The 17482-nt window shown below is 57.7% G+C and carries 18 protein-coding genes; 7 read left to right on the top strand and 11 right to left on the bottom strand.

What is annotated here, in order from left to right:
- Nucleotides 1-2 precede the first annotated feature (2 nt).
- A complete protein-coding gene (locus tag HUO12_RS08690) occupies nucleotides 3-1310 on the bottom strand; it encodes a ferredoxin:protochlorophyllide reductase (ATP-dependent) subunit N (RefSeq protein ID WP_176273187.1) in 1308 nt (435 codons plus the stop codon).
- Nucleotides 1307-1906: a 2-vinyl bacteriochlorophyllide hydratase gene (bchF, locus tag HUO12_RS08695; RefSeq protein ID WP_176273188.1), complete on the bottom strand. Its 600-nt coding sequence runs from the start codon at nucleotides 1904-1906 to the stop codon at nucleotides 1307-1309. Before bchF ends, HUO12_RS08690 begins: the two co-directional genes overlap by 4 nt.
- A gap of 204 nt (nucleotides 1907-2110) precedes the next feature.
- On the opposite strand from bchF, the gene HUO12_RS08700 reads away from it, so the two are divergent.
- From HUO12_RS08700 to HUO12_RS08730, 7 genes are all read left to right on the top strand, one after another.
- Nucleotides 2111-3040 (top strand): cobalamin B12-binding domain-containing protein, encoded by a 930-nt coding sequence (locus HUO12_RS08700; RefSeq protein WP_232367348.1) that lies wholly within the window; start codon nucleotides 2111-2113, stop codon nucleotides 3038-3040.
- A 15-nt stretch (nucleotides 3041-3055) separates the two neighbouring features.
- On the top strand, nucleotides 3056-4477 hold the full coding sequence (gene ppsR, locus HUO12_RS08705; RefSeq protein WP_176273189.1) for a transcriptional regulator PpsR: 1422 nt from the start codon (nucleotides 3056-3058) through the stop codon (nucleotides 4475-4477).
- 90 nt (nucleotides 4478-4567) lie between these two features.
- Nucleotides 4568-5470, top strand: coding sequence for a chlorophyll synthase ChlG (chlG, locus tag HUO12_RS08710; protein WP_176273190.1), 903 nt, complete (start codon nucleotides 4568-4570; stop codon nucleotides 5468-5470).
- The gene (locus HUO12_RS08715; protein ID WP_232367349.1) at nucleotides 5470-6849 is read left to right on the top strand and encodes a BCD family MFS transporter; all 1380 of its coding nucleotides are present in this window, start codon (nucleotides 5470-5472) and stop codon (nucleotides 6847-6849) included. The genes chlG and HUO12_RS08715 overlap by 1 nt, the downstream gene beginning before the upstream one ends.
- On the top strand, nucleotides 6846-8051 hold the full coding sequence (locus HUO12_RS08720) for a geranylgeranyl diphosphate reductase (protein WP_176273191.1): 1206 nt from the start codon (nucleotides 6846-6848) through the stop codon (nucleotides 8049-8051). The genes HUO12_RS08715 and HUO12_RS08720 overlap by 4 nt, the downstream gene beginning before the upstream one ends.
- Before the next feature lie 19 nt (nucleotides 8052-8070).
- A complete protein-coding gene (locus tag HUO12_RS08725) occupies nucleotides 8071-8553 on the top strand; it encodes a TspO/MBR family protein (RefSeq protein ID WP_176273192.1) in 483 nt (160 codons plus the stop codon).
- A gap of 25 nt (nucleotides 8554-8578) precedes the next feature.
- On the top strand, nucleotides 8579-8845 hold the full coding sequence (locus HUO12_RS08730; protein WP_176273193.1) for a hypothetical protein: 267 nt from the start codon (nucleotides 8579-8581) through the stop codon (nucleotides 8843-8845).
- 129 nt (nucleotides 8846-8974) lie between these two features.
- On the opposite strand, the gene pufC is transcribed toward HUO12_RS08730, so the two are convergent.
- The 9 genes from pufC to bchC form a co-directional block, all read right to left on the bottom strand.
- On the bottom strand, nucleotides 8975-10030 hold the full coding sequence (gene pufC / locus HUO12_RS08735; RefSeq protein ID WP_176273194.1) for a photosynthetic reaction center cytochrome PufC: 1056 nt from the start codon (nucleotides 10028-10030) through the stop codon (nucleotides 8975-8977).
- Nucleotides 10027-11010, bottom strand: a complete 984-nt coding sequence (gene pufM / locus HUO12_RS08740) for a photosynthetic reaction center subunit M (protein WP_176274372.1) — start codon at nucleotides 11008-11010, stop codon at nucleotides 10027-10029. Before pufM ends, pufC begins: the two co-directional genes overlap by 4 nt.
- 16 nt (nucleotides 11011-11026) lie before the next feature.
- Nucleotides 11027-11851 carry a photosynthetic reaction center subunit L gene (gene pufL / locus HUO12_RS08745; RefSeq protein WP_176273195.1) on the bottom strand — a complete coding sequence of 275 codons (825 nt, stop codon included), beginning with the start codon at nucleotides 11849-11851 and terminating at the stop codon, nucleotides 11027-11029.
- Nucleotides 11852-11978: 127 nt separating this feature from the next.
- Entirely contained in the window at nucleotides 11979-12149 is a 171-nt protein-coding gene (gene pufA / locus HUO12_RS08750) for a light-harvesting antenna LH1, alpha subunit (RefSeq protein ID WP_176273196.1), read from the bottom strand.
- A 46-nt stretch (nucleotides 12150-12195) separates the two neighbouring features.
- Nucleotides 12196-12357, bottom strand: coding sequence for a light-harvesting antenna LH1, beta subunit (gene pufB, locus HUO12_RS08755; RefSeq protein ID WP_176273197.1), 162 nt, complete (start codon nucleotides 12355-12357; stop codon nucleotides 12196-12198).
- Between the two features lie 162 nt (nucleotides 12358-12519).
- Nucleotides 12520-13968, bottom strand: coding sequence for a chlorophyllide a reductase subunit Z (gene bchZ / locus HUO12_RS08760; RefSeq protein WP_176273198.1), 1449 nt, complete (start codon nucleotides 13966-13968; stop codon nucleotides 12520-12522).
- A complete protein-coding gene (gene bchY, locus HUO12_RS08765; protein WP_176273199.1) occupies nucleotides 13965-15545 on the bottom strand; it encodes a chlorophyllide a reductase subunit Y in 1581 nt (526 codons plus the stop codon). The genes bchZ and bchY overlap by 4 nt, the downstream gene beginning before the upstream one ends.
- A 3-nt stretch (nucleotides 15546-15548) precedes the next feature.
- Entirely contained in the window at nucleotides 15549-16547 is a 999-nt protein-coding gene (locus tag HUO12_RS08770; protein ID WP_176273200.1) for a chlorophyllide a reductase iron protein subunit X, read from the bottom strand.
- Nucleotides 16544-17479, bottom strand: a complete 936-nt coding sequence (gene bchC, locus HUO12_RS08775) for a chlorophyll synthesis pathway protein BchC (RefSeq protein WP_176273201.1) — start codon at nucleotides 17477-17479, stop codon at nucleotides 16544-16546. Before bchC ends, HUO12_RS08770 begins: the two co-directional genes overlap by 4 nt.
- Between the last annotated feature and the right edge of the window lie 3 nt (nucleotides 17480-17482).

Below are 17482 nucleotides of genomic sequence, written 5' to 3' on the forward strand. Positions count from 1 at the left end.
CTCTACACCTCCAACACGTCGCGGCGGCGCAGCGGACGAGCGAACAATTCCGCCAGATCGCCTGCTTGTTCAAAGCCGTGGATTGGAGAGAAGACGAGCTCGATCGCCCACTTGGTTGAAAGCCCTTCGCTTTCCAGTGGGTTCGCAAGACCAAGCCCGCAAACGGTCAGATCAGGCCGGGCTTCGCGCACCCGGTCAAGCTGCTTGTCCACATGCTGACCTTCGGACAACTGCACGCTTTGCGGGAGCGCATTAAGCTCATGCGAAAGCAGTCCGCGATGCAGATAAGGCGTGCCCACTTCCAACGGCTCCATACCGAGCTCATTGCCGAGAAAACGCGCAAGTGGCACTTCCAATTGCGAATCCGGCAGGAAGCTAATCCGCTTGCCTTCCAGTTGAGCGCGGCTGTGCTCGATTGCCCGTTTGGCGCGCTCACGCGGTTTCGCGACCACGCTGTTAAAATGCATTTCATCCACGCCGAAAGCTTCAGCTGCTGCCTTGAGCCAAGCTGTCGTGCCTTCAGCGCCGAACGGGAACAGCGCTTCGAGCCGTATAGCACTGCGATCCTCAAGCGCTCGTGACGTTTCGCCAAGGAAAGGCTGTGCGAGAAGGAAATGTGTGTTGGGACCAACAGCAGGAAGGTCGCAGGCCTTGCGCGCCGGGAGAACGCCGACATTCTTGATGCCGAGCTCTTCGAAAAGACGAAGAAATTGATCTTCGACAATATCCGGGAGCGATCCGACCATCAACAGCGACGGTTGAGCGTCAGCGGATTCGGCGGGCATTTCCGGCACTAGCGATGCCAAGCAAGCATCCTCGCCTTCAGTAAACGTCGTTTCGATCCCGCTGCCGGAGTAGTTGAGGATACGCACTGTGCCGGCATGTTCGCGGCCCAGCCGCTGCGCTGCCTTTGCCAGATCCATCTTGATGACTTCAGATGGACAGGAGCCGACGAGGAACAGCGTCTTGATATCAGGACGACGCTCAAGCAGCTGATCGACAACGCGATCAAGCTCGTCCTGACAATCAGCCATGCCTGCAAGATCGCGCTCTTCAATGATCGCCGTTGCAAAGCGAGGCTCTGCAAAGATCATCACACCTGCAGCCGATTGAAGCAGGTGCGCGCAAGTCCTTGAACCAACCACAAGGAAGAAGGCGTCCTGCATCTTGCGGTGCAGCCAGATAATGCCTGTCAGCCCGCAGAATACCTCGCGCTGTCCGCGTTCGCGCAATATCGGGCGCTCGTTACGCTCCACCACATTTGTGCTGCAGCCGACTGCGATAGGTGGTGATGTCAGCGTGCCGCTCATCCCTGCACCGCCAATTCGCCCGTTGGACGCGCTTTTGGCGCTTCAAGGCGCGCAGCTCTTAGCTTGAGCAAGAACTGGCCAGCATTGATGACGTAAGCGAGATAGGCCGCAAGTGCGATGTACATGCGATGCTCAGCGCTTCCCAAGCCCGCGAACAGCATCACGAGGTAAGCTGTGTGCAATGCCAGCACGAGCATGGAGAAGACATCTTCCCAGAAGAATGCAGGCACAAACAGATATTGCCCGAAGACATCTTTTTCCCAGATCGCTCCGGTCACCATAATTGTGTAAAGCGCGAGCGTCTTGGCAACGATGGACGCATCAGCGAGCCACATGCCATCGCCGGTGGCCAGATACCGCAGAACCAGGCCAAGGCTGGCGAGGAAGATCACGAACTGAACCGGAGCCAGGATGCCCTGGACGAGAGTCCATTTGGACGCGTCGCGCCGTTCGCGTTCCGCATCAGTATAAAGCTGTTTGCTGGAAGCAGTTTCGACCGCTTTGGGATCCCTGATTAGGCAATCCGTGTTTCTCGGCAGAGCGTTCTGCCCTGTCTTTGCTTCTGTAAGCTGAGATCTGGCCTGCGCCCCTCTCATGCCAAACGTATCTACCTCCGTCGGCTCCCAAAAAGCGGCCTACGCCTGTACACACCCAAGTGTCAATCTTTCTGGACGACAATTTTACTTGACAGTTTGGAGTTTGCCAGCAGACCAGAATAGGCGTACGGCATTGTCATGGCGCGCAAATAGGCGCTGCCTGTTTGACGCGATCCGCGCCGCTGACAGACGGGAGTGTCTGAGATGGCATCGCAGACTGATAGGAATTCTGGGAGGCCGAACGGCTGGCAACCGCCTGCTGTGTCTGATCGCGTGCACAAATCCATAAAGAATGCTGCAGAATCAAATGGTAATGCGCAGCAGGCTTCGCCGAGTAACGCGGAAGGAAATGCGCTAGCCAGCCTGATTGAAGGCGAGGTTATACCGCGGCTTATGGTTGCCCACTCATCCGATCAGAAGGGTGACACCAAGGGTATCCGCGACACTCAGTCGAGCATTGAACCGGCAGAAGCCGCTCGATTCGCGCCCCTTCCGCTTGTCGCGGATGCGGATGAGTTGATGGGAAAAGTGCAAACATTCCTCGATCGGGGGGTCAGTCCCGAATCGATTTTCGTCGATTTACTGGCTCCATCAGCCCGGCGACTCGGGCAATTGTGGGAAACCGATGCCTGCGATTTCCTCGACGTCACAATGGGCCTGTGGCGCCTGCAGGAAGTCATGCATGAGACTGCAAGGCTTTCACCAGGGACAATAAAGGGGCGCGACAATCCCCCGTCGATCCTTCTTACCCCCATCCCAGGTGAAACGCACAGCTTCGGAAGCTTGATGGTTGAAGAGGTTTTCGCGCGAGCAGGCTGGCGCAGCGAAGTGCTGCTCGAGCCTCAGCGCAGCGAATTGCTGAAGGTCGTCGCCGGCAACAGCTACGATGTGGTAGGATTGACCATAAGCTGTGATTGTCTTAGCTCGAATCTAACAGATATAATTACGGCAATTCGAAGTGTTTCAAAATCCCCGTCAACAAAGGTCATCATTGGAGGACGGATGGTCAACGCCCATCCCGAATTGGTTGAGCAATGTGGTGCCGACGGGACAGCAACGGATGCAATATCCGCGCTTTCCCTTGCTGAAAGGATAGTCCTCGAGACGCATTCCAGCGCCTCTCCCACTGCTTAACCAACAAGGTCCCCCTTGCTTACCCGAAAGCATATCATTGAACACAAGCAGCCTTTCGCGGACTTTACCGCGCTGTTTGACGTGCTTGATGCCGAAGCCGCATCGAAGCTGGCGATGGTCGCCGGGGACATTGCGTTTATTCTCGATGACACGGGCAAGATCATTGATGGCAGCGCCAATCCTGATCGCTACCCGGAATTCGACAGCTGGATCGGGCAAGACTTTGCCTCCACTTTAACTGTCGAGGGCAAACCAAAAGCGATGGAAATGCTGGCCGCTGCGCGCAAAGGCCAATCCCAGCATTGGCGGCAAGTGAACCATGCTAACACTGAAAGCAATCTGACAGTCCAATATGTGATCATACCGCTCGCGGAAGCTGATCGGCACATTGCGATTGGCCGCGACATGCGAGAGGCCGCGCAATTGCAGCAGAAGCTGCTGCAAGCTCAGCAATCGCTTGAGCGCGACTACATGCGGTTGCGCCAGCTCGAGACGCGTTATCGTGTCCTGTTTGAGCAATCCTCTGAAGCTGTTCTCGTGGTTGACGCGGACAATCATCAGGTCCGCGAAGCGAACGGTGCAGCCTACGGTGTGCTGGATGCGAGGCCGGGCAGTCTTACCGGCAAGCGCTTGCTCGGACTGTTTCAGCGTTCCGAGCGGGAATCTCTCATCGCGTTTCTGGGATCTGCCTTGGTCTCTGAGAAAGTCTCGCCGATCTCGCTAGCGACCGACGCCGGAGAACGCGAAGTCACTCTGACTGCAACCGGCTTCAGACAGCGCGGACAACAATTCCTGTTGGTCCGACTCTTTACCGGCGAAGCCACTCTCAGCGGTGAGACTTCCACCATGCTCGACGTTGTCGAAAGCATGCCGGACGCCTTTGCCATGACTGACACGCAAGGCCGTATTATCGCGTCTAATCAATCATTTATCGAGCTGGTTGGTGCTGCGGGCGCCGAACAGGTCCAAGGCAATATGTTGTCCGACTGGATTGGAAGGCCTGGCATTGATCTGGACCTGATTGACGGACAACTGGCCAAGCAAGGCGTTGCGCGCAATGTAAACACTGTGGTTGGAGCGAGCGAAAGTTTCGATGGCGAGCCGGTCGAGCTTTCTGCTGTAAGAGTTGGCTCAGATGAGCGCTTTACAGGCTATGTCATCCGCCCGACTGCGCGGCGCCTGCGCGATCTGCCACCTACGACGCAAGATTTGCCGCGTTCCGTCGAACAGTTGACCGAACTCGTTGGGCGCATGTCGCTCAAGGAGATTGTGCGCGAGAGTACAGATTTGATTGAGCGCCTCTGCATCGAGGCTGCGCTCAATTACACATCGGACAACCGCGCTTCTGCTGCTGAAATTCTCGGTCTCAGCCGGCAAAGCCTTTATTCCAAACTGCATCGCTACGGGTTGGGAAATTTGTCCGATGATACGGATTGATTGACGACTTAGCCGGCCGTTCGGCTCGCCTGACAGTATAAACTGTCAAAATAATTTGACGCTAGCGTCTGTCAGGCATAGCCTGACAGTATGTCACGCTCGGCTGTCTCGATTCCGCGTGCGCCAGCGCCGGCGCTTCGGGACGGACTTGAGCTCCTCAAACCCATCACATGGTTTCCGCCGATCTGGGCATTTGTGTGCGGCGTCGTCTCCTCGGGCGAACCGCTGCTGGCTAACTGGCTGTTTATCCTTGCCGGAATGGCCCTCACAGGACCGCTGGTCTGCGGCACTAGCCAGGCTGTAAACGACTGGTTTGACCGTCACGTCGATGCGATTAACGAGCCGCATCGCCCGATCCCGTCCGGACGTGTGGGAGGAACTTGGGGCCTACGCGTAGCCATCCTCTGGACTGCGTTGTCCATTATCCTTGCTGCAAGCATGGGCCAGTGGGTTCTGATCGCGACGATCGTCGGGCTGGCAGCGGCATGGGCCTACAGTGCGCCGCCCTTCCGCTTCAAGCAAAGCGGCTGGATAGGTCCGCTTGTGGTCGGCTTTACCTATGAAGGGTTGAGCTGGTTCACGGGTGCCGCGGTAATGGCAGCAAGCCTGCCTTCCGCTGAAATTCTGACCGTACTCGCTCTTTATAGCCTTGGGGCTTTCGGGATCATGACTCTGAACGATTTCAAAGCAGTTGAAGGTGACGAGCAGACCGGTCTTCGCTCGCTGCCGGTGACGTTGGGCGTCGATAAAGCCGCGAGATTGGCTTGCCTGGTGATGGCCTTGCCTCAAGTGATTGTCGTCGGATTGCTATGGAAATGGGGTCTGAGTGTCTCCGCGATCATCGTGTCCGCGTTGTTGATCGCGCAATGCTTTGCGATGCCGCGCTTGCTGCGTGATCCGGCCCAATACGCTCCTTGGTATAATGCGGCCGGTATTGCTCTCTACGTGCTCGGCATGATGGCTGCAGCTCTGGGCCTGGGAGGGTATATCTGATGGCCAGCACAGCCATGACGCGAGAGCCACTCGGATTTGGCTGGTTCGGCATCATCCGGATCGGCGCGGTCCAGGCCTCGATCGGCGCAATCGTCATGCTGACGACTTCGCTGCTGAATCGTGTGATGGTGGTCGAATACGGCTTAGTTGCAGCCATCCCGGCAGGCCTTGTCGCATGGCATTATGCTGTCCAGCTTTCCCGCCCCATTTGGGGTCACGGATCAGACAAAGGCCGGGCAAGAACGCCATGGGTGATCGGCGGTATCTCTGTTCTGGTGCTCGGAGCGCTGATGGCGGTGAACGCCACGATCATGATGGATCACTATTTCACTGGCGGGCTTATCCTCGCCATTGTGGCCTTCACCTTCATCGGCATTGGCGTTGGCGCAGGCGGCACGACCGTGCTGGCCTTGCTGGCTTCCGGCGTCCGCAAAGAACGCCGCGCGGCAGCTGCTGCCACCACATGGATCATGATGGTTTCCGGCATTGTGGTGTCCGCCGGCATCACCAGCCAAGTGCTTGATCCTTTTTCCGAGCAACGCCTGGCCTTGGTCGCAAGCGGAGTTGCAGGCTGCGCATTTCTCTTGGCAATCCTCGCCATGTGGGGGCTGGAGAAGCAATCGCTTCCGGTAGGTTATCAGCGCGAAAGCGAGCCAGCTCCCGACTTTCGCGAAGCTTTAAAGGAGATCTGGGAAGAAAAAGCCGCGCGCCGCTTCACCGCCTTCATCTTCGTATCAATGCTCGCCTATTCTATGCAGGACTTAATCCTTGAGCCGTTCGCAGGGCTCGTGTTCGGGATGACGCCAGGCGAGTCCACTGGACTTGCCGGCATCCAACATGGCGGCGTGCTGCTCGGCATGATTGTCACGGGTATCGGCGGAAGCGCATTCGGAGGACGTTTGCCGTCAGAACTTCGTTACTGGATCGTCGCCGGGTGTTTGGGTTCAGGCCTCGCTTTGGTCGGGCTGGTCATGGCTGCAGCAAATGGTCCGGGCTGGCCGCTTAAAGCCAATGTCTTTGCACTGGGTTTCTGCAACGGCGCTTTTGCAGTCGCAGCCATCGGCGCGATGATGGGACTTGCCGGTTCAGGCAAGCGCACACGCGAAGGCGTACGCATGGGCGTATGGGGCGCAGCGCAAGCGATCGCCTTTGGCCTCGGCGGCTTGCTGGGCGCGCTCGGTGTCGACATCGCGCGGCAAGCGCAAAGCCAGGATGCAGCTGCTTTCCAGACCATTTTTGCAGCAGAAGCAGTCGCTTTCGTTCTCGCTGCAATCCTCGCAGTGCGAGCCACGAGCAAGGCGCTGACCACTGACTCAGCCGACCCACACCAAACGCAAGAACCACCTATTGAACCGCAAACAGAGGTAGCCAAGGCATGAGCAATCCAGAATTCGATATCGTCGTCGTTGGTGGTGGCCCTGCCGGAGCAACCGCGGCGTGTGATCTGGCGAGGCAAGGCCACAAGGTTTTGCTTCTGGACCGCGATGGGCGGATCAAACCATGCGGCGGCGCGGTTCCTCCACGCATGCTGGAAGACTTCGATGTGCCGCATTCGCTTTTGGTCGCGCGTGCCCGCTCAGCCCGGATGGTCGCCCCCTCAGGCAGGGCCGTTGACATGCCCGTCGGCGATACGGGCTTCGTCGGCATGGTTGACCGCGATGTCTTCGATGAATGGCTGCGCGAGCGCGCCAAGGCGGCCGGCGCTGAGCGGCGCGTTGGAACATTTGACCATATCGAGCGCGACGGGAATGGCGGGCCGATCGTGCATTACCGCGAAGACCGCTGGTCGGACATGAAGTCTGTGCGGGCAAAACTGGTTATCGGAGCTGATGGTGCGCGCTCGGCTGTTGCTCGGCAGAATATCCCTGACGCAGAAAAGATGCCTTGCGTCTTTGCCTATCACGAAGTGATCAAGTCGCCTGAAACGACCGAGCAAGGCTTTGATGGGGCGCGTTGCGATGTCCTTTACCAAGGGCATTTGTCGCCTGACTTTTACGCTTGGATCTTTCCGCACGGCTCGACCAGCAGCGTCGGCGTCGGCAGCGCCAACAAAGGTTTCTCCTTGCGCGGCGCCGTACAAACCATGCGCGATGATTTCGGGCTTCGTCAGTGTGAAACCGTGCGGCGCGAAGGCGCGCCCATTCCTTTGAAACCGCTCAAGAAGTGGGACAATGGCCGAGACGTGATTGTCGCTGGTGATGCTGCTGGCGTCGTTGCTCCTGCATCCGGCGAAGGAATTTACTACGCCATGACGGGCGGGCGGATCGTAGCTGAGGCAGCGCACGAATTCGTCAGAAGCGGCAATCCGGCCGCGCTCAAGAAGGCGCGCAAGCGTTTTATGCGCGAACATGGCAAGGTGTTCTTCATCCTAAGAATGATGCAATACTTCTGGTATTCGAGCGACAAACGTCGCGAACGTTTTGTCGAGATGTGTGCCGACAAGGATGTTCAGCAACTCACTTGGCAGGCCTATATGAACAAACGTCTGGTTCGTGCCAAGCCAATGGCTCATATCAAGATCTTTTTGAAAGACACAGCGCATCTGCTAGGCTTGCGTCCGGTTGAGGGATCATCCCGGTAATTTGTGAGCCGCTTGAGGTATGAATAGAGGCTGGATTTTTCCTGCTGTTATCGCGTCAGTAGCGGCGCTTGCTGTCGCAATGCTGGGCGCGACGATCACTGATCTCGGCCCTTGGTATCAGAGCCTCGCAAAGCCTGATTGGACACCGCCTGGCCCTGCATTCGGGATCATCTGGACGGTAGTCTTCGCACTGACGGCCATGTCCGGCATTACCGCTTGGTCCAAAGCGCCAAACGGACGCGCAGCCGACTGGGTGATCAGCCTGTTCGCGTTAAACGCCTTTCTCAATATCCTCTGGAGCCTGTTATTCTTCAGGATGCAGCGCCCCGACTGGGCGATGATTGAGCTCGGCATCTTATGGGCCTCGATTGCCGTCTTGATAGTCTTTTGCGGCCGGTTTTCACGGCTCGCTGCGATCCTGCTCGTGCCTTATCTTGCTTGGGTTTCGATTGCAGGCGCGCTCAATTGGCAAGTGATCCAATTGAACGGACCATTCGGTTGAGCCACTTTTTCCGAGCTGCAAGCCAATGATGGACTGGTTCGCGTGGCTGTTCGCAGGCGGTCGCGCGATCGATTTTGTCCTCGTCGTGATTGCTGCTGAAGCCATTGTCCTTAAAACGCGGGGTTGGTCTTTGCGTGAGCTCGCCTTAATGCTCATGCCCGCTGTGCTGATCCTACTCGGCCTGCGCGCGGCATTAGTTGGAGCCGAGTGGTGGTGGATCGCCTTCCCCTTGCTCGCTTCCCTGCCAGTGCATCTGGCAGACGTCAGGCAAAGAAAAACGCGGAAGCCCTAAAAGGGTTCGCCACCCCAAGGTCCACCGCGTCATTCCCGATCCCGATCTACGCCTAGCTAAGCGCAGACTTTCTTAAGGTGGCGGCGAGCCCGTGTGCCTCTTCGTCACGAGACTCGCGCCATCCGCCGTTTAGCCCCCTTCAGCAGGCTCCTCCGCCATGGCATCCGTCATTGTTTCCGTTGCCAGTTCCGATGGTGTCATCCGCAGCGCAGGATAGTCCTTTGCCATCGGATAGCCGCCCATCGGCTTGTTCAAACCCTGGTGGCACGTGGTGCAATTGGTCTTGAACGGATCGCCTTCGCTACCCAGCCGGTTAGCCGGGAAAACGTCAGTCAGCGGCGTGATATAGGTTGCGTTGATATCGCCAACCATCCTTAAGCCATGCCAGGCCGTTGCACGTTGCGGCGTGCTCAGCGACCACTCGTTAAAGGCCTGCGTGTTGTGGCAGAATGTGCAGTTCACACCCAGGGCGTCCGACATGTGGTTCATCAGCGCATAGGTTGGCTCTGCATCCGGCGTTTTCCGCGTGTTTGCTTCACTTGGATAGACCGTCTTGGATGCAATGCTGATATTGTCGAGATTGTCCTGACTACCAAGGAACAGATCGGAATAATTACCAGGCAACGACGCATAGACAGTGCTGGCTGTCGGCGTGTTATCGTACTGCTTGACTCCTGCGAAGCCCTTGCTCTTAGGCGCCGGCATCTCTGACCAGTAGTTCTCCGGAATGTTGTTGCCCCGGTGACAGGTCCAGCATGTCACACCAGTATTCCCGACATGCGATGCCCAGTCCGAGTTCAACGCCTGGTTCATCTGGATCATCTTGCGAGCGACCACTTTCGTGTAGACCTCGTCCGATGCCAGATTGGCCGGGTTGTGGCAGTAATTGCACCCTTCTTCCGGCGACACCCATTCGGTGATCGCCGCCATCAGATAGGTGAATTCCTCATCGGAGATATTCGCCAGTACCTGAACGTTCTCATACACTTCGCCTGCAGTCTGTTCACCCGGAGGCGGCAGTTCATAAGGCGGAGCAGGCACTTCATCTGCATCCTGGGTCCCATCGACATAAATCTGGTTCATGCCGGTTCCTCGGAACCCGTTCTGCGTCGAAGTCTTCGGCGCAATTTCGCATGCCGCTAGAGCAAAGGGGAGCAATGCGGCCAAGAGATAAGAGAGTCTCATTGTGCTTCTCCTGCGCTAGGGGCGGCTGACATCGGATCAACTACGCCGGTATCAGGATAGGCTGGCGCATACTGATGCTGCTGAGCCCACAGATACCAGTTGTCGACGACAGTGCCGGTGAGCAGAATGCCGATCCCGCCGGTCAGCGTCGTCAGCACTGCAAACCACCATGCCCAACGGTGAACCGATTCCATCGTAGCGTTGAAGCCCATGGTCCAGCGCCAGAATAGTGCGGCCCGTTCAGAGGCTGTACCGCGATCTGTGATCTGCTCGATCTCGCGTTCACCGCCATAGCGGGTCACAGCAAGGATCGTCGCACCGTGCATCGCAAACAGCAGCGTCGAACCGTAAAGGAAAACGATCGAAAGCGCGTGGAACGGATTGTAGAACAGGTTGCCGTATCGGATGGAGAAAGCGGCGGTCCAATCCAAGTGCGGGAATACACCGAATGGAACAGCTTCAGCCCAGCTACCCATCATCATCGGCCGGATGAAGCCAAGCACGAGATAGAGGAAGATTGCTGACGCGAATGCCCAGCACACATGGTATCCCATGCCAAGAGCGCGTGCTCGCATATAAGTGCGGACCCACCAAAGCAGGATCGCGATTGTGAGGAACGCGCCTGACAGGATCCACCAACCGCCTTCAGCCAGCGGCACGAAAGGCGAGAAGCCATATTCCGGTCCCGGTGGTTCCAGCGACAGCCAGAAAAGCTGGCGGACAAACTGGATCGGGCTCCAGTCGACGCTCGCCCACATATTCATGCCAATGATGAAAATGGCGAAGAGGCCAAAGGTGAGCGAAACCAGGCCAGTCCAACCAAGATAAATCGGGCCAATTTGCGCTTGGCCGATCGTGCCCATGATGTGGCTGAAAGTGGTCTTCTCGATGCGCTGCTCGCTGCCTTTCGGAAGCGGGATGCCCATTTCCGGTTCGCCGCGAACCTGAACTTGAGTGAAGATGTTTTGATAGCGTATCATCATCGATCAATCCTCCTCACGACCAGATCGGCAGGTTAAGCCACCAGGTCCACCATTCCGGCCAACCGCGCGTCCACAAAGGTCCGCTGATGACGATGCACACCGCGCTCCAGAAGCCGGCATTGAGAGCCAGCAGCAAGCCGACCCGGTGAATTCCAAGAGTACCTACCGAATATCCGACAAAGTCCCGGAAGAACGTGTCTTCATATTCCGGCGTTTTGACTTCTCCGCCCTTCTGCGGATTGACCGCTGAAAGGACCAGCGCGCCGTGTAAGGCGAGCGCCAGTGTGGTGGTGAAGAAGAATGTCACCGCCAGCATATGTGCCGGGTTGTAGTGGAAATGCAGGTATTGATAGCCAGTGTTCGAGACCCAGTCCAAATGGCTCCAGATCCCGTAAGGAAAGCCGAAATGCCAGCCGCCTAGAAGGACAGGCCGGATCACAACCAGCGTGATGTATGCGAAGATCGCCATGCCGAAAGCGAACGGGACGTGATAACCCATGCCCAGCTTACGACAGATTTCCACTTCGCGCAGTGCCCAACTGACAAAGGAAATGATCGCGCAAACGGTGATCACTTGCCAGAAGCCGCCTTCTTTGAGCGGAGCCAGTGAAAGGCCGTAACTCAAGTCTGGTGGCTCGATTGATATCAGCCAGGGATTCCAGGTCGGGCCCTGTGATGCGGCATACATTATGAGCGCCGTCCCAAGGGTCGCAAAGATCGCGGTCACGATCCCGAAAAAGCCCACGTAAAAGGGGCCGACCCAAAAGTCGAACAGATCTCCGCCGATCAGCGTGCCACCACGCACACGATATTTTCGCTCGAAACTGAGGAGCGCCATAGCCCAATCCTCCCCCGCCCACTGAGACGGGAACAATGGTTTTCAGCTACTTGACTGTTGAGGCGCGGTTGCTGCGCCAACCAGCGCCTCTCGCACAGTCAAATGGTTTTCTTCTTGGTGCTTAGCGTTACTCAGACGCTGCCATCTCGATGGTCGAACGCGCATTCGGTCCGTCCATCCAGTTGTACGTGTCTGTGCTGAGCAGAATGAAGTGGATCGTGAACGCAAGCACGGCCAGGAAGACGTGAAGTCCTACCAGCACACGCTGCGGTTCAAAGGTCATCCAAGTTCTCCACATAGGTAATTCCTTTGTCTTAGAGAGTTTTCAGGAAGCGTACGTGGCTTCAGATGCCGATCCATGGGCGCCAGGCCCAGACCAACAGGTGGGCGACAACGGCAATGCCGGTGTGCGCTGCGAACCAGAACATAAAGAGTTTGTGGAACTCTTTTGCTTCCTCTGGCGTCAGATATGTCTGCATGCCGAAGCGATCAGCAGAATCACTCATAACGTTTCTCCATTTTAGGTTGTTGTGCGAGAGGCGCCTGGCCTCTTTCGGTATCCGCACATCCCAGAGCTTCGGCTAATGCCGAGACCAAGGTCAGTGTGGATGATGGAGCCCGGCGCGAATGGCGCGCGCAGGCAATCTCGTTGATCGATGAATACCCAGTCATGACACTTCTCCTTGTAGGAGGAGAGTGTCAGCCAGCCTGTCGGCAGAGACGCTTGTCTCGCCGGCAGCTCTGGCGGCCCGCTCTGCCGCGTCGCGCAAGCGCTTGGCAGCAGAAATACGGACCAGGACTGGTTGCGCCTCGACCAACGCATCCAATTTGTCCTTGGCATCGGAATCCCACGGCAACTCCCGATCGAGCCGTGAGGGTGTAGCAGCCACTTGATCCATCTCACTCGACAGCGGGAGGATGTGGAACAGCGCGTCAAACAGCGCATTGCACACCTCCTGCACGAGATAGGTCGCACCGGAATAGCCCATGAAAGGCGTGCCGGTGTGGCGGCGAATGGCGGCACCAGGGAAGCTTGCCGGGATGTAGATCCCACGCGAGCCCTGCTGCGCCATGTACATTCGTTCATTGTAAGAGCCGAAGACGACCAGCGGCGCTTTTTCTGCAATCGCATCGCTGACGGCCTGATTGTCCGGCTTCACGCCAGCCGAGCGGCTGAACGCAAACGCGCAGGGCAAACCCATATCCTCTTCAAGGAAAGTCCGAATGCCGCGCGCATAAGTCTCGTTTGCAACGATCCCGAAGCTGGCTGTCGCAAAGAAGTCCTGCGTAACAGAACGCCACAGATCCCATAGCGGCTTGATCGTTGTGTGTTTCTCGCGCTCGATGAATGGCTCCGGATCGAGGCCCAGCTCTTCACCCAGTGCGCGGAGGAATTTCGTCGTCGATTGAAGGCCAATTGGCGCCTGGAAGTATGGCCGCTCCAGCAGTTCGCAAAGGCCGCGGCCATATTCGCGGTAGAGGCATACATTGGCTTCGGCAAAAGCAAGCTTGCGTACGTCCGCCAAGTGACTGCCAAGCGGGAAGGCCATGTTGACTTCGGCACCAATGCCCTCGATCAAGCGTCGGATTTCCGCGAGGTCAGAAGCCATGTTGAACATGCCATAAGCAGGCCCGATGATATTGACCTTGGGCTTCTCCCCTTCCTTGCGGGGTTTGAGCACGGGGACTTTTTTAGGTCCGAATTCCGTCCACAGCCATGAGAGCGCGCGGTCAGCGGACTGCCATTGATCTTCATCGATTGTGCGCGGCAGGAAGCGCTTGATATTGGTGCCTTCGGGCGTCACGCCGCCGCCGATCATCTCTGCAATAGAGCCGGTCACAACAACTGCCGGAAGCTCAGGATCGAGCGTTTCCCAAGCGCGCTTCATCGCGCCTTCTGTGCCTGTTTTGCCGAGCTCTTCCTCCCCAAGTCCTGTCACCACAATCGGCAGCTCATGCGGAGGCAAACCATCGGTGTAATGCAGGACTGACGTCACCGGCAGGTTCTCGCACCCGACCGGACCATCGATTATGACCTGCAGGCCTTTGACGGCCGTAAAGACGTAAGTCGCCCCCCAATATCCGCCAGCGCGATCATGATCGAGGATCAGCGTCATGTGCCCACCGCCTCTGCCGCTTTCCGGGCAGCTTCGTTGAGAGCAGCGTATTTCTTCTTGAATTTCGGCTGATCGGACGGCGTTTCTTCCCAGATGCCGGCGCGATAGTCGCTGCCTACTTCCCCAAAGAATTCGCTCATAGTGTCGAAGCGCGCTTTGTTGGCAATCGCGGCATTGATGACTTGCGCAAGGCTGCCTGCACCTGCTGGCCCCATCAGTGGCCGCGCAGAAATCAGGTTCGTGAAATAGAGCGCTGGGATCGAACGCTGTTTGGCGTGCTGGACCACAGGCGTTGTGCCAATCGCCAAGTCTGGCCGGTATTCCTCGACAGCAGCGATATCCTGCTCAAGGCTCGCACGATACTGGACGCGCACGCCCTTCGCTTCCAGCCATTCACGATCTGGCGCAGACCATGGCGTTTGCGGGCAGGCTGAGCCAACATAGCGCACATCCGCGCCGCTTTCGACGAGAAGCCGAGCGACAAGCAATTCAGAGCCTTCATAGCCTGAAACCGTGATCCGGCCTGTAATCGGATTGGCTGCAAGCGCGCCTTTGATCGCTGCGATGAAGCCGTCTTTCGCGGCATCGATCTGAGCCTGCTTCACGCCGCAAGCTGCGCCAATCGCATCAAGCCATGCCGCGGTGCCCTCTGCACCCACTGGCGCAGAGCCAACAATCGGACGGCCTGCTGTCTCAAACTCGCGAATGCTGGCCGTGTAAAACGGATGGATTGCCGCCACCGCCGTGCTGTCGAGCGCCGCGTAAAGCTCGCGCCATTCGCGCGTTGGAACAACCGGCCCCGGTGCGATCCCGAGAGGCTCAAGCATGGCTGCAATACCCATTGGATCTGCCGGGAACATCTCCCCGAGTAATGAGACCGTGGGGCGGCCGTCAGCAGCTGGACCCGTTTGATCTGGCGCAGCAACCGGGCCTTGCTCGGCCTCTTTGCGCGCATAGGCAAGCATTGCACCCGCAAGCACATCCTTAGCTTCCGCATGTGTTGGAATACCAAAGCCCGGTACATCGATGCCAATGATGCGCACACCGTCGATTTGATCGGGCAGCAAACGCAACGGCACTCCGCTCGCAGTTGGCACGCACAGATTGGTGACTACTATAGCGTCGTATTTTTCCGGATCGGCCAGATCCTCGACCGCTTCCTTGATGTCCTCGAACAGCTTGCCAGTGACGAGCGTTTCGGAACTGAACGGCACGTAGCCAACGGTCCGGCGCGCGCCATAGAAATGCGAAGTGAAGGTGAGGCCATAGACGCAGCAGGCCGAGCCGGAGAGGACTGTGGCCGTCCTGCGCATTCTCAGCCCCACCCTCAAACTGCCGAAAGCAGGACACATGCTTTGCGGCTGATCATGGGGACCCCGCTCCGGATCGACCGGATAATCTTCAGCATAGCGGTCGAGTATCTCGCTCTTCCCGGCTTTACGCGCAGCTTCGCGCATAGTCTCAGCGCCTCCGTGGCAACCACCCGCCTCATTTGCCGCAGACGCAGCCGCATCGCTCGCCGGATCCAAATCGATCCGGTCGCGCGTGCGCCCTGCATTTGCAGCGTATTCGCTCATCGGCTAAACCTCATCATAAATCACTTCGAGTGAAGGTTTGGGTTCATAACTGCCGCCGCGCATATCGGCCTGGGTCGCCGGGACGAGTGTGATGTCGCCACCGGTGTCCTCGGGAGAGAAGAGACCAAGCAGCCCATCCTGGTCGAGGGGAACGGGCTGGCGCGGCGGCGCCTGGGCAACGTTGGTAGCAAGCTCTTCAAAGAGCCCTCCCCACTCGCCGCCTGGCATTCCGATAATCTGATAATTTGCAGACTTTCGGCGGATGTCCTCGTCCGCCGGAATTGCGCATAGAACAGGGATGTCGACAGCTTCAGCGAAGGCTTGCGCCTCGCCTGTGCCATCGTCCTTGTTCACGATCATGCCGGCAACGCCGACGTTCCCTCCCATTTTGCGGAAATATTCGACCGCGTGGCAAACATTATTCGCCACATAGAGCGATTGGAGGTCGTTCGAACCGACAACAATCACCTTCTGACACATGTCGCGCGCGATCGGCAGACCAAAGCCGCCGCATACCACATCGCCAAGAAAATCGAGCAGGACGTAGTCAAAACCCCAGTCATGAAAGCCGAGCTTCTCGAGCAGCTCAAACCCATGAATGATGCCGCGCCCGCCGCATCCACGACCCACTTCGGGGCCGCCAAGCTCCATGGCGAAGACGCCATCGCGTTGGAAGCACACATCTTCGATAGTGACTTCTTCGCCGGCGAGCTTCTTTTTCGATGAGGTCTCGATGATTGTCGGACAACTCTTGCCGCCAAAAAGAAGGCTGGTTGTGTCGGACTTGGGATCGCAACCGATCAGCAAGACTCGCTTGCCCTGTTGCGCCATCATGTAGCTGAGGTTGGACAGCGCGAAGCTCTTGCCCGAACCGCCTTTGCCATAAATCGCAATAACTTGCGTTTCGGATTTCACTTCACCGGTGTGCACCGGATCGGGTTCCTGCGCCGCTTCGTCACGAAGCGCAGCATCGTTTGCCACCTGACTATCAAGCATCGTCATGTCGCATCTCTCCAATCCAGCACCATCTTGAGGCAATCCGCGTCGTGGAAAGCCTTGGGGTACGCCTCAGCTGCGTCCGCAACCGGCGCGCTATTCGACACCAATCCCTCAAGAGAGAGAGCGCCATCATCGATCAGTTTGAGCACTGCGGTGAGGTCTTCCGGCGCCCACTCTGCAGCGATCCGCATCCGCGCTTCCTTCTGGAAAGCAGCGGGGAATGCGAAATTGACGCGGTCTGAGTAAAAGCCCGCGAGCACGATCTCGCCTTGGCGAGCCAGCCGCGCGATCAGATCATCGAGCACTGTAGTGCTGCCGCTAACGTCGCAGATGACACTGTAATCGCGGCGCTCGTCGGCTTCAGGCGCCAGCACTTCATAGCCTTGCGCGCCTTCCCGGCGGCTTGCGGCCGTATCCCAGACGGTCGGCGCTTCTCCGCACAGCGCAATCGCCATGCGCGCCATCAAACGACCAAGGACGCCGTGGCCCACAATAAGTTCAGGAAGTTGGCCGCCCGCAAGCGCATGATGCGCAGTGGCTGCCAAAGCGATCAGCACACCTGACTCAGCAAGCGACTCGGAAACAGGAAATGCGCGAGCCGACGGAACGATGAGCCGCTGCGCGCTTCCACCGAACAATCCGCGTGCGTTTTCATAGCATGACGCGCCGGGCACAAAGACCCACTCACCTATTCGCGAAACGGCATCCGGGCCTGCATCGATGATGCGTCCGACGGTTTCGTAGCCAGGGACCAGAGGATAACCCATCCCAGGAAAATCAGGCATTTGGCCGGTGTAGAGCAGCTTTTCAGTGCCGGTACTGATCCCGCTCCAATGGGTTTCAACCAGAACATCGCTTGAGCCGAGCGAGGTCAAAGTCACCGGCTTGAGAGCCAGCTGCTTTGGTGCCTCCATCAGGACTGCAAGTGCGTCCATTGC

Source organism: Altererythrobacter lutimaris (assembly GCF_013371495.1).
In the GTDB taxonomy this organism is placed as follows: Bacteria; Pseudomonadota; Alphaproteobacteria; order Sphingomonadales; family Sphingomonadaceae; genus Erythrobacter; species Erythrobacter lutimaris_A.

What these genes read in the sequence shown, in the direction of transcription:
- HUO12_RS08690 (WP_176273187.1), bottom strand. Translation starts at nt 1,310, where the DNA reads ATGAGCGGCACGCTGACATCACCACCTATCGCAGTCGGCTGCAGCACA.
- bchZ (WP_176273198.1), bottom strand. Translation starts at nt 13,968, where the DNA reads ATGACGCTGATCCTCGATCATGATCGCGCTGGCGGATATTGGGGGGCG.
- pufC (WP_176273194.1), bottom strand. Translation starts at nt 10,030, where the DNA reads ATGAGACTCTCTTATCTCTTGGCCGCATTGCTCCCCTTTGCTCTAGCG.
- HUO12_RS08720 (WP_176273191.1), top strand. Translation starts at nt 6,846, where the DNA reads ATGAGCAATCCAGAATTCGATATCGTCGTCGTTGGTGGTGGCCCTGCC.
- HUO12_RS08730 (WP_176273193.1), top strand. Translation starts at nt 8,579, where the DNA reads ATGATGGACTGGTTCGCGTGGCTGTTCGCAGGCGGTCGCGCGATCGAT.
- chlG (WP_176273190.1), top strand. Translation starts at nt 4,568, where the DNA reads ATGTCACGCTCGGCTGTCTCGATTCCGCGTGCGCCAGCGCCGGCGCTT.
- pufL (WP_176273195.1), bottom strand. Translation starts at nt 11,851, where the DNA reads ATGGCGCTCCTCAGTTTCGAGCGAAAATATCGTGTGCGTGGTGGCACG.
- HUO12_RS08700 (WP_232367348.1), top strand. Translation starts at nt 2,111, where the DNA reads ATGGCATCGCAGACTGATAGGAATTCTGGGAGGCCGAACGGCTGGCAA.
- pufB (WP_176273197.1), bottom strand. Translation starts at nt 12,357, where the DNA reads ATGAGTGATTCTGCTGATCGCTTCGGCATGCAGACATATCTGACGCCA.
- pufA (WP_176273196.1), bottom strand. Translation starts at nt 12,149, where the DNA reads ATGTGGAGAACTTGGATGACCTTTGAACCGCAGCGTGTGCTGGTAGGA.
- HUO12_RS08715 (WP_232367349.1), top strand. Translation starts at nt 5,470, where the DNA reads ATGGCCAGCACAGCCATGACGCGAGAGCCACTCGGATTTGGCTGGTTC.
- HUO12_RS08770 (WP_176273200.1), bottom strand. Translation starts at nt 16,547, where the DNA reads ATGACGATGCTTGATAGTCAGGTGGCAAACGATGCTGCGCTTCGTGAC.
- bchC (WP_176273201.1), bottom strand. Translation starts at nt 17,479, where the DNA reads ATGGACGCACTTGCAGTCCTGATGGAGGCACCAAAGCAGCTGGCTCTC.
- pufM (WP_176274372.1), bottom strand. Translation starts at nt 11,010, where the DNA reads ATGATACGCTATCAAAACATCTTCACTCAAGTTCAGGTTCGCGGCGAA.
- HUO12_RS08725 (WP_176273192.1), top strand. Translation starts at nt 8,071, where the DNA reads ATGAATAGAGGCTGGATTTTTCCTGCTGTTATCGCGTCAGTAGCGGCG.
- bchY (WP_176273199.1), bottom strand. Translation starts at nt 15,545, where the DNA reads ATGAGCGAATACGCTGCAAATGCAGGGCGCACGCGCGACCGGATCGAT.
- bchF (WP_176273188.1), bottom strand. Translation starts at nt 1,906, where the DNA reads ATGAGAGGGGCGCAGGCCAGATCTCAGCTTACAGAAGCAAAGACAGGG.